Annotated in this window: 11 protein-coding genes; all 11 read right to left on the bottom strand. The window is 43.6% G+C overall.

The window, feature by feature from the left end; genetic code table 11:
* Nucleotides 1-409: 409 nt before the first annotated feature.
* Nucleotides 410-1,900 carry a lysine--tRNA ligase gene (lysS, locus tag GD002_RS16530; protein WP_153733472.1) on the bottom strand — a complete coding sequence of 497 codons (1,491 nt, stop codon included), beginning with the start codon at nt 1,898-1,900 and terminating at the stop codon, nt 410-412.
* Nucleotides 1,901-2,126: 226 nt separating this feature from the next.
* Complete coding sequence (gene folK, locus GD002_RS16525) at nt 2,127-2,621, bottom strand: 2-amino-4-hydroxy-6-hydroxymethyldihydropteridine diphosphokinase (protein WP_153733474.1); 495 nt, start codon at nt 2,619-2,621, stop codon at nt 2,127-2,129.
* Nucleotides 2,622-2,638: 17 nt separating this feature from the next.
* Nucleotides 2,639-3,007 (bottom strand): dihydroneopterin aldolase, encoded by a 369-nt coding sequence (gene folB, locus GD002_RS16520; RefSeq protein ID WP_153733471.1) that lies wholly within the window; start codon nt 3,005-3,007, stop codon nt 2,639-2,641.
* Between the two features lie 21 nt (nt 3,008-3,028).
* Nucleotides 3,029-3,880 carry a dihydropteroate synthase gene (gene folP / locus GD002_RS16515; RefSeq protein ID WP_153733470.1) on the bottom strand — a complete coding sequence of 284 codons (852 nt, stop codon included), beginning with the start codon at nt 3,878-3,880 and terminating at the stop codon, nt 3,029-3,031.
* Nucleotides 3,880-4,734 carry an aminodeoxychorismate lyase gene (gene pabC, locus GD002_RS16510; protein WP_153733469.1) on the bottom strand — a complete coding sequence of 285 codons (855 nt, stop codon included), beginning with the start codon at nt 4,732-4,734 and terminating at the stop codon, nt 3,880-3,882. Before pabC ends, folP begins: the two co-directional genes overlap by 1 nt.
* The gene (locus GD002_RS16505; protein WP_153733468.1) at nt 4,731-6,161 is read right to left on the bottom strand and encodes an anthranilate synthase component I family protein; all 1,431 of its coding nucleotides are present in this window, start codon (nt 6,159-6,161) and stop codon (nt 4,731-4,733) included. The genes pabC and GD002_RS16505 overlap by 4 nt, the downstream gene beginning before the upstream one ends.
* 32 nt (nt 6,162-6,193) lie before the next feature.
* Nucleotides 6,194-6,826, bottom strand: coding sequence for a peroxiredoxin family protein (locus GD002_RS16500; RefSeq protein ID WP_153733467.1), 633 nt, complete (start codon nt 6,824-6,826; stop codon nt 6,194-6,196).
* A 507-nt stretch (nt 6,827-7,333) separates the two neighbouring features.
* On the bottom strand, nt 7,334-8,260 hold the full coding sequence (cysK, locus tag GD002_RS16495; RefSeq protein ID WP_153733466.1) for a cysteine synthase A: 927 nt from the start codon (nt 8,258-8,260) through the stop codon (nt 7,334-7,336).
* 126 nt (nt 8,261-8,386) lie between these two features.
* Nucleotides 8,387-9,313 (bottom strand): peptidyl-prolyl cis-trans isomerase, encoded by a 927-nt coding sequence (locus GD002_RS16490; RefSeq protein WP_153733465.1) that lies wholly within the window; start codon nt 9,311-9,313, stop codon nt 8,387-8,389.
* Entirely contained in the window at nt 9,291-10,181 is an 891-nt protein-coding gene (hslO, locus tag GD002_RS16485; RefSeq protein ID WP_153733464.1) for an Hsp33 family molecular chaperone HslO, read from the bottom strand. The genes GD002_RS16490 and hslO overlap by 23 nt, the downstream gene beginning before the upstream one ends.
* Before the next feature lie 14 nt (nt 10,182-10,195).
* Nucleotides 10,196-10,960: a type III pantothenate kinase gene (locus GD002_RS16480; RefSeq protein WP_153733463.1), complete on the bottom strand. Its 765-nt coding sequence runs from the start codon at nt 10,958-10,960 to the stop codon at nt 10,196-10,198.
* Nucleotides 10,961-11,013: the final 53 nt, after the last annotated feature.

Below are 11,013 nucleotides of genomic sequence, written 5' to 3'. Positions count from 1 at the left end.
TCAAACTCTCCATAAAAGAGAAATTCGAGTTAGCTCGATTTCTTGCTGGCATCATTTAAGATACTCATTTTGTGTTTGTGTCACCGGCAGAACCAATGCACAAACGTATATTTCGTTAACGTTTTGCTGTTCAGTTTTCAAGGTTCATCTGGTCGCTCTTTTGTAAGAGGCAACTTTCTTATAATACCAAATTGCGTTTTCGTTGTCAACTCTTTTTCTAAAAAACTTTTAAGTTGTTTTTCAGGCCAAGTCACTAACTGCAAAAGCAACGTTATTTAATATACCATCTGCTTTTCAAAAGCGCAACTGTTTTTTAAAAATCTTTTTGACTTTCCTTTTCTATCATTTCTATTATAATAGCAACAAAACCAAAACAGCTCCGACTTCTTTAGTCGGAGCTGTTTTATTACTACTTATTAGAACGCATCTGCGGGAAGAGCAGAACATCACGGATTGATTGTGCATTCGTCAGAAGCATTACTAGGCGATCGATGCCGATCCCTAATCCTCCTGTTGGCGGTAATCCGTACTCAAGCGCTTCTATAAAGTCTTCATCCATTTCATGTGCCTCGTCATTACCTTGCTCTTTCTCTACTAGCTGAGCCTCAAAGCGTGCACGTTGATCTATTGGGTCATTCAATTCCGTGAAGGCATTGGCATGTTCACGACGAACAATGAATAATTCAAATCGATCCGTATAGCGCGGATCTTCAGGATTTTTCTTAGCAAGTGGCGATACTTCCACAGGGTGACCATAAATAAAAGTCGGCTGCACTAGTTCTTCTTCTACTTTTTGCTCAAAGAATTCATTTAGAACATGACCTACTTCCATAGAAGGAGTTACTTGAACGTTATGTTCTTTCGCTAGTTCGTGTGCTTGCTCTTTCGTTAGCTGTTGCCAAAAATCTACGCCTGTATATTCTTTTACAGCATCCGCCATATGCAGTCGTTTCCATCGCGGAGCCAATTCAATTTGATCTTCACCGTATTGAATGGTCGTTGTACCCAGGACGTCTTGAGCAATATGGGCAACTAGATTTTCCGTAAGTTCCATAATGTCGTTGTAATCTGCATAGGCTTCATATAACTCGATCATCGTGAATTCCGGGTTATGGCGTGTCGAGATTCCTTCGTTACGGAATACACGGCCAATTTCATAAACTTTCTCTAACCCGCCTACTATTAGACGTTTTAGATGCAATTCGATCGCAATGCGCATATACAATGTCATATCAAGTGTATTGTGATGAGTGATGAATGGACGAGCTGCTGCTCCACCAGCGATAGAATGCAACATTGGAGTTTCAACTTCCAGGAAGCCTTGTCCATCTAAATAGCGCCGCATGGATTGGATGATCCGACTGCGCATAATGAATGTTTCCTTACTACCTTCAGTTGAAATTAAATCGAGATAGCGTTGACGATAACGTTGTTCAACGTCTTGCAAGCCATGGAATTTCTCAGGTAGCGGACGTAATGACTTCGTCAAGAATGTAAAGTTGATCGCTTTTATGGAAAGCTCACCTACTTTTGTTTTAAAAACAATTCCTTTAACGCCAACGATATCCCCAAGGTCAGCCATCGTAAATAGTTTATACGAATCTTCTCCTATCGCATCTTGACGCACATAAATCTGAATCTGACCACCAAGATCTTGGATGTGGGCAAACCCCGCCTTCCCTTTTCCTCGCTTCGTCATAATGCGACCAGCAATCGTTACCTCATGCTCAGTTTCTTCTAACTCTTCTTTCGATAATTCTTCATACGCTGAACGGATCTCATTCGTCAGGTGAGTACGTTCAAAACGTTTACCAAACGGATCCATACCGCCTTCTCGTATATCATTCATCTTCTGGCGTCTCACCAAAAGCTGATCATTCATTTCATCCAAATGGGACATTCCCTTTCACTCCTTCATACTTTGACCCACCTTCTTCTCCGGACAGGTCGTCTGCAACTATTGTACACAAATTAACGGCCTAACAAAAGTCCAAATGGTTATGCGTTTCGTTTCCATAGAAAAAACCGCTCCATTAAAGAGCAGCTTTTTATCTAAACAGCGCTAGAATCTAGGACTAGCTGTTCGTGTTCTGTCGTTTCCTCTATGACATATTCACCTTTAAGCATCAATCTTGCTGTAAAAACTCTTCGACACGTTGGACTTTTTTCCAGAGGACGACTCCATCCTCTTGCATCGCCGGCTCATCACGGTAAAGAGTTCCTGTTACCGGATTCTTTACCTCTGGATTGATTTCGACAAGGGGAACAAGTACAAATGCACGTTCATGCATTCGCAAATGTGGAATGAGTAAATTCTCTAATTGTAGAACGTCATGATTATAGAGCAAAATGTCAAGGTCTACCGTCCGAGGACCCCAACGAATTTTCCTCATTCTCCCTAACTTATTTTCAATAGATTGACAAACGTTCAGTAACTCCAGCGCTTCCAATGAAGTCTCCAAGTTGACCGCGATATTCAAAAACTTCGCTTGCTCAGTCAATCCGAGTGGTTCTGTTTCGTAGACGGAGGAGACATCTAGAACGGTAATAGCTGGATGTTCATGTAATAGCTGCACCGCTTGCTTTAAATGTTGCAGCCTATTGCCAATATTCGAACCCATTGATAAATAGGCGGTATTCAAGAAAAGCGCCCCCTTTTGATTTCTACCGCCACGGATGCATAATGTCCATGAATTGGTGGATCCGGCTTCACTAAAACAACACGTACACCAATCACTTTTTCAGCAAAGTCCGTCATGATCGTTCCAGCCACTGTTTCCGCTACCGTCTCGATCAACCGAACCGCTTCCCCTTCTACGATATTTTTACACATATCATATACTTCTGCATAATTGATAGTTTTAGATAGGTCATCGGTTTGCCCCGCATCCGCCAGGTCAGTTGCCAATGAAACCGTCAAACGGAAACGCTGACCGAGCTTATTTTCTTCAGGCAATGCCCCGTGGTAGCCGTAAAACTCCATATCATTCAAGTGAATATAATCCATGAAATTCCCCCATTTTATCCCTTATCTAGTAAACACGCTTTTCTTGGTCAACACGTCCATCATCTTCACCATTCGCGCGATTTCTTTCACATCATGAACACGCACGATATGGCTCCCATGTTCAATCCCATAACAAACCGTTGCACCCGTTCCTTCCACCCGCTCGTTCACAGGCACGTCCAGCACGTTTCCAATCATACGCTTGCGGGAAGTCCCAAGCAATACAGGATATCCGAGATCCGCAATAGCCGATAACCCTTGCATAGCCAAGATATTCTGCTCCGTATCTTTCGCGAAACCAATACCCGGGTCTAGCCAAATCAACTCTTCACTGACACCCGCTTGTCTTGCAATATCAATGCTCTCCTGCAAATCTTGCAGAACCGCTTGCATGAACGGTTGCTTATAGTCTCTTTCTTCTCGGTTATGCATCAGAATAATCGGGACTTTATAGCGCGCCGCCACTTCCGCAATGGCAGGCTCACGCTTCGCTCCCCACACATCATTAATGATACTGGCCCCTGCCAGAATAGCAGCTTCAGCCACACCCGCTTTCGACGTATCGACGGAGAGGACACAGCCTAGTTCCTTCGACAACAACTCAATGATCGGAATTACACGTTCTAATTCCTCGTCCAAAGAAACCGGCGTGTGTCCTGGTCTTGTCGACTCTCCCCCAATATCAATAATTTTCGCACCATCCGCCAACATTTGCCGTGCATGATGAAGCGCGGCATCCAGCTGGCCAAATTTCCCGCCATCTGAAAAAGAATCAGGGGTGACATTCAGAATACCCATGATGACTGTTTCTTCTTTAAAATTAATCGTTGTCTCACCAAACTGATAAGATGCACGAGCTTTAGCTAACTCCATTACTGGTCACTCACTTTCATTCGGTTGATGGCATGTTGGTAACCGGTATGTAATTGTTGGTAGATCGGTCCTTGATTGCCTAAAAATTTGATGTTCCCTACATTATTGATCGGCACTAGCTCCTGGATTGCATTGGTGATGAAGACTTCATCCGCCGTCTCTAGCACAGTCGGCGGAAACAACCCATTGTGAACAGGCACTCCTAATTCAGCAGCTAGCTGAAGGACAAACGCACGAGTAGTCCCCGGCAAAATTCCTGTTTCCAATGAAGGGGTATAGAGAACACCTTGCTTTGCCCAAAAAATGTTGGACGTAATCCCTTCTGCCACGTATCCTTCTGATGTGGTGAAGAAGCCCTCTACTTTTTGCAATGAAGGCAGTTCAAAACGCCCCCTTACATTATTCGCATATTGATGAGATTTGTGGCGAATTGCACTTTCGGGTTCGTTGCGCTTCGTTTGCAGCCACACACCTTCTTTTTCTGTATGTGCAGGCGGCAGAACTAATTCTTTTTGTAAAATTAACACGTTCGGCTGTTCATAGCTAGTCGGCGCTAATCCAATATCATGCACACCTGCTGACACATTCAAGCGATAATACGCATCTTCACTTCCGTTCTCTCGATACAGCAAATGAAGGGCCTGTCGAATTTCTTCATCCTCATATGGCATGTCGATCCGATATTCTGTCAGAGCTGCTCGCAACCGAGTCATATGTGCAGTAAAGAGAAATACCTCTCCTTCATACGTTCGGAAGGTTTCGAAAAAACCAAGTCCGTACAGAAACCCATGGTCAAAAGGTGAGATCTGCAAATCATCGGCATGCTTCAGCTCCCCGTTCATCCAACAGTTCAATGCAACTGCCCACTTTCTTCTCGAACTGCTTGCTCTGCCATTTCTTTCGCCTGCCATAACGCTTTTGCTTTATTAAGTGATTCTTGATACTCAGCAGAAGGAACCGAGTCTGGTACAAGCCCAGCACCCGCTTGAATATGAACCGTACCATCTTGAATAAATGCTGTACGGATTGTAATATTCAATTCCATATCTCCATTGAAACCGATCCAACCCATGGAACCTGTGTAAAGCCCTCTCCGTGTAGGTTCCAATTCTTCAATAATTTCCATTGTACGTAGCTTTGGATCCCCAGTAATGGAGCCGCCTGGAAAGACACCCTGAATAATAGTAGCTAGATCTTCCGTCGCGGCTGTCCCCCGAACATTTGACACTAAATGCATTACGTGCGAATACTTTTCAACGACCATGAATTCATCTACTTCTACCGTTCCAGGTTCACAAATTCTTTCAAAGTCATCACATTCTAAATCGACCAACATCTTATGCTCGCCTTTTTCCTTTGTATTCGAAATTAACTCTTGTTGTAAATAGGTATCTTCCGTTTCTGTGGCTCCACGCTTTCGAGTGCCTCCGATCGGACGCGTACTCAGCTCATTTCCTCGCTTTTTTAACAATAACTCAGGAGAACCAGATACTACTTCAAAGTCAGGCGCTGCCATAAATGCCATGTAAGGAGATGGATTGAATGAACGTAACGCTTCATACATCGATAATGATGGAGCTAGCAGTGGCTTTGATTGGCGAACGGAAAGGTTTACTTGGACAACATCATCTTGTGCAATGAATCGTTGGACATCTCTCACCATTTCTTCAAACTGCTCTCCTGTCACGGAAACTTCCAAGCCCTCTTGTGTAACTTCAACGTCCACTGCTTGTCCTGGGGAGAACTTGCGACTGGCGATTCCTTGTTTTGCAGCTGCCGTCCAGTCCACTTCCATTACCGGCAACGAAGATTGCGCATCAGGCAATGCCATGAAGTAGGCAGTGTCACTCTCCACATCCAAAACCGCCCACTGATCAAAGACATAAAAGAAAATATCCTGCGTCTCTAAATCATCATGAGCAAGAGTAGGCAATGTTTCATACTGTCTAACGTAATCATAGCTGATCATGCCGATCGCGCCACCTTGAAAAGCCGGCAAATCAACAGTTGGTTCCAGTTCATACTGCGAAATGAATTCATTCAGTAGGACAAGCGAGTCTTTTCCTGTACGAAGTTCTTCCGTACCATCGCGCCATACCAACTGCAAACCTTCTTCCTTCGCCATTACGGTTACGAGCGGATCTAATCCCGCGATGCACATCTCACCGCCACGCCCGCTTTCTAATAAAATATGACGTTCAGTTTGTTCTGCGAGCTGTTTGTAGGCGTAGAAGAATTCGTCTCTTGTCATTGAAGTTGACTGATAGGCTATTGTTTCCATGATGTTTCCTCCTGAATGTCTTATGGTTGATTTTATTTACTTTCATCTATGAGTTGTTTTAGCATCTTATCATCCAAAGCAAACATCACTTTGTCTGTGATAACACCTTCTGTATTCAGAATGTATGTCGTCGGATAGACTTTAACGCCATATGTTTTCATAACTTCGCTCTTGGTATCCAATAAAATCGGAAACGTCAGCTGGTACTCCTCAACAAATGCTTTGGCGCTGTCTTCCTTATTTTTTTCTGTTTTCGTCATGTTAACTGCTAGTATTTCCATATTAGATGAATCTTTGTACTCGTTATAATATGTTTCCATATGTGGCATTTCAGTTCGGCAAGGCGGACACCAAGACGCCCAAAAATTCAACATCACCTTCTTCCCTCGGTAATCTGAAAGTTTAACAGTCTCCCCTGTAAGTGTCGTCAATTCGAAGTCGGGAGCGAGATCACCTTTAGTAAGACCAGGTTTTCCAGCATTTTCAGCCACTTGCCAGTCTTCAGGCAGACGAGCGACCTCATCTTTCGGCATATCTTCCATCATTGCACTTTCATATCCGGCCATGCCGCTTGTTTCTTTTTTTATTTCCCGATTCGTTAAGATAATGATCGTAATCATGCTAATGATGATCAAAATCGAAATCAGCGTACCCCATTTCTTCACAGCCAGCCCCCTATATACTTCATTTCAACTTTATAGTTTTATCTCTGCATATCTCATGCCAATTGGTTAAGGTATAATTGCATCCTCATTTCCTACGCAAAAATAAAGACTCCAATACACTTTAATTATACAGATTATTACGAGGGGATAAAAGCTTGGAGTTTTCATCATGTCTTCCTTATATTACATATAAAAAAGAGAGCGCAACCAGGCGCTCTCTCAGCTTGTAGACAAACTAATCTTATTCAAAAAATGTAGGCTTTCTGTTTTTTTTTAAGATAGATAAGCTACTTACTAAAATCAATGAAATACGCTAGTTGATCGTAGTGGAAGGCGGCGACTCCTGCGGGAATAGCATGAGCTGAAGACCCCGCAGGAGCGTAGCGACGAGGAGGCTGAAGCCATGCCCGCGGAACGCGTCCGCCTGGAATGTAGATCAACGGTATTCTTCCCACTTACTTTGCTTTTGTCTACAGTCTGAGAGAGCGCAACCAGGCGCTCTCTAACTTATTCTTCGTCAAATTGGTAAAGTGGTGTACTCAAGTAACGTTCTCCGTTTGATGGAATGATGGCTACCACTTTTTTACCCTTGCCAAGCTTCTTCGCGACTTGCAATGCAGCTGAAATCGCAGCACCTGATGACACGCCGCCTAAAATTCCTTCTTCCCGAGCTGCACGGCGCGCGATCGCATAGGCATCATCGTTTGAGATTTGGATGATCTCATCGTAAATGTCTGTATCCAATACTTTCGGAACGAATCCTGCACCGATTCCTTGAATTTTATGTGGTCCAGGCTTGCCACCCGACAGCACCGGTGAATCTTCTGGCTCGACTGCAACAATTTTGATATCTGGGAAGCGTTCTTTCAATACTCCGCCAGCTCCTGTAATCGTACCACCTGTTCCGATTCCCGCAATAAATGCATCTACACGGTCTAGAGCATCCGCAATTTCAGGGCCTGTCGTCAAACGGTGAACTTCCGGATTCGCTTCATTGTTAAATTGCTGAGGTAAGAACCAACCATTTTCTTTAGATAATTCTTCGGCCTTTGAGATAGCGCCTTTCATTCCTTCAGCGCCTGGCGTCAACACCAGCTCTGCGCCATATGCGCGCAGTAAGTTACGGCGCTCTAAGCTCATTGTATCCGGCATAACTAGCACTGACTTATATCCTTTAGCCGCCGCGATCATTGCAAGCCCAATTCCAGTATTCCCACTTGTCGGTTCAATGATCGTGCTACCTTCTTTCAAGTTACCATCTTTCTCTGCCGCTTCGATCATCGCAAGTGCGATACGATCCTTCACACTAGAACCCGGATTAAAAAACTCTAGCTTCAAATAAACTTCTGCATCTTCCGCACCTGTTAACCGATTTAATTTGACTAAAGGGGTATTGCCAACTAAATCAATTACTGAATTTCCGACTCTGCTCATATTTGATCCGCTCCTAATCCCTAGTAGGTTTATATGTTTTGTTGAATTAATCATACTACCTTACTTTTCACTTGTCAATCAAATTATTCAGAGAATTATATTCTCGCTTTTACGTACTCATTCCACTCATTTTTTCCCATAAAACCATTCCGCGTTGAATTCTTTCCAGAATGCTTCGGGGCTAACGGACTCAGGTAGTTGTTCCAAAGCCAGCTGGCGTTTGATATGATCTTTCACTTCTGAATATGTAAAATCGCGCTCTTTGATTTTTTCTAGCACAGTGATAATTGCATACGTATCGTTTTTCAATGCAACTGGTTTGCTGACTTCGTCTTTTTTTAATTTTTCTACTGCTTCGATAATTTTCGGATCGACATCCTCCGTTTTATCATTCACGTAGCCAAGATCGCCACCCAAGTTCCCTGAAGAAAGATCAATCGACCGCTCTTTTGCTAAAGCAGAAAATGTTGATCCATCTTTAATTTCGCCATAAACTTGCTCAGCTTCCTTCTTAGTTGAGGAAATAATTACTGAAGTACGATAGGCCGGCAATACATGAAAAAACGTTTCATTTTGCTCAAAGTACTTTTTGATAGCGCTTTCCTTAATCACAACGTCCTTCGTTAGTACTTTTTCTAAAATTAGTTCACTTCTAATCTGCTTCCTCGTTTGCTCAGTGTTCAATCCAGAATGTTGCTGGCCATCTATCGAGGTGATCAGTGCGAGTTCTAAATCTACCTCTTTATCCGTTACCTTAATGCCATGCTCATCTGCAGCGGCCTCCATGACCCGATGATTCACCAGTTCTTCTAGCACATCCCGCCCAACTTGCTGTTCCATGGCAGCCATCCATTCTGCGCGAGTGATCGGCTCACCCGCCACAGAAGCAACTTCTTCTGTATCCAGGGCGGGAGAACGATCTGTCAACAACCAATGAAAAAACCAAAATACATTTGTAGCGAAAAGAATTCCTAACAAGACAATCAACGGCTTCGTCTTCAGCCGCCTTTTTGCAGGAACCGAAGCGGGTTCATTCGGCCGATTGAATCTCATCGATATACTCCTTCAGTTCCTGCTCGGAGAATTGGTAGGTTTCCAAACAGAAGTGGCACTGTGCTTCCGCGCCATGATCTTCATCAATCATCGCTTGCACTTCTACACGGCCCAGTCCCTTTATCGCATTTCCGAAACGTTCCTTGGAACATTCACACTCAAATTTCACATCCAATTTGTCAATGAACTCGACATTTTCTTGGCCTAATACTTCAACTAAGATTCCTTCAGGTGTCAGCCCTTGATCAATCAATGTGGAGATCGGCGTCATTTCCGCTATCTTTTGCTCCAAAAGTGTAATTGTCTCATCTGTAGCTCCAGGCATGACTTGAATAATAAATCCGCCTGCCGCTTTCACTGTGTTATCTGGGTTGACCAACACACCGAGCGCTACAGCTGAAGGCACTTGTTCAGAGACGACTAAATACTGTGTAAAATCCTCTGCTATTTCCCCGGAAATAATCGGCACCTGACCTGTGAAATAATCTTTCATCCCAAGATCTTTGACAACTGATATCATTCCTTGTGTACCTACAACTCCACGAACATCTAGTTTTCCTTTTTCATTGAGCGGCACATGAGTTTGCGGATTTGTTGCATACCCACGAACCTCTCCTTTTGCATTCGCATCTACGACCATCGGACCTAGAGGACCATCCCCTTGAACCTTGACAGTCAGCTTATTATCACCTTTTAACATCGCACCCATCATGACAGTTCCAGAAATAGTGCGTCCAAGTGCAGCTGTAGCAGTTGGCCACATCTGGTGACGACGCTGTACTTCTCCTACCGTTTCTGTAGAACGAACTGCATAGGCCCTAATAACACCGTCGAAGGCAAGCGCTTTTACTAAGTAATCAGTTGACATGTTATACACTCCTCTTACAAATTTCTTTCGTATATCAAATGTAACCCTTTTAGTGTCAAGAAATTATCCACTACATCAATAACCTTTGTTTCTGAGGAAATCAACTCCGCCATCCCTCCAGTTGCAATAACTGTAGGTTCTACAGGACTATCCTCTTTCATACGTGCCACAATTCCTTCTACCTGTCCCACATAGCCAAAGACAATACCGGACTGCATAGCAGCTACCGTGTTTTTACCGACAACATGTTCCGGGCGAGTCAGTTCCACCCTCGGCAATTTAGATGCACGATCAAACAATGCTTCCATAGAAATTTTAACACCCGGGGCGATGGCACCCCCCATATATTCTCCGTGTTCATTGACATAACAATAAGTCGTTGCGGTTCCAAAATCCACGATGATGAGCGGGCTTCCATAATCACGGATGGCCGCCACTGCATTGACAATTCTGTCTGCTCCTACCTCACGCGGATTTTCATACTTGATATTTAATCCTGTTTTTACCCCAGGTCCGACAACCATCGGCTTTTGATTGAAATACTTTTTGCACATTTGTTCTAATGGAAACATGACGGGCGGCACCACAGAGGAAATAATGATACCTGTGATGTCTTTGAATGTTAATCCAACGTGTTGGAACATTGCTTTCACTTGCATCGCATATTCATCTTCGGTCTTATGACGGTACGTTTCCATACGCCAATGATATCTTAATTCATCGCCCTCATATACACCTAGCACAATATTTGTATTGCCTGTATCTAACACTAACAGCATAGTCGTTTTCCTCTCTTACTCTGACTTTTCCCACACATCATACCATAAGTTCT

This window comes from Sporosarcina obsidiansis (genome assembly GCF_009651005.1).
Taxonomy (GTDB): Bacteria; Bacillota; Bacilli; order Bacillales_A; family Planococcaceae; genus Sporosarcina; species Sporosarcina obsidiansis.
Note: the sequence above shows the minus strand (reverse complement) of the source record. Positions and strands in the feature narration are given on the sequence as shown.

Bases quoted from the DNA above. Each gene is read 5' to 3' on its own strand.
- folP (WP_153733470.1), bottom strand. From the start codon at position 3,880: ATGGAGTTAGCTAAAGCTCGTGCATCTTATCAGTTTGGTGAGACAACG.
- lysS (WP_153733472.1), bottom strand. From the start codon at position 1,900: ATGTCCCATTTGGATGAAATGAATGATCAGCTTTTGGTGAGACGCCAG.
- GD002_RS16490 (WP_153733465.1), bottom strand. From the start codon at position 9,313: ATGAGATTCAATCGGCCGAATGAACCCGCTTCGGTTCCTGCAAAAAGG.
- GD002_RS16505 (WP_153733468.1), bottom strand. From the start codon at position 6,161: ATGGAAACAATAGCCTATCAGTCAACTTCAATGACAAGAGACGAATTC.
- folB (WP_153733471.1), bottom strand. From the start codon at position 3,007: ATGGATTATATTCACTTGAATGATATGGAGTTTTACGGCTACCACGGG.
- hslO (WP_153733464.1), bottom strand. From the start codon at position 10,181: ATGTCAACTGATTACTTAGTAAAAGCGCTTGCCTTCGACGGTGTTATT.
- cysK (WP_153733466.1), bottom strand. From the start codon at position 8,260: ATGAGCAGAGTCGGAAATTCAGTAATTGATTTAGTTGGCAATACCCCT.
- GD002_RS16480 (WP_153733463.1), bottom strand. From the start codon at position 10,960: ATGCTGTTAGTGTTAGATACAGGCAATACAAATATTGTGCTAGGTGTA.
- folK (WP_153733474.1), bottom strand. From the start codon at position 2,621: ATGGGTTCGAATATTGGCAATAGGCTGCAACATTTAAAGCAAGCGGTG.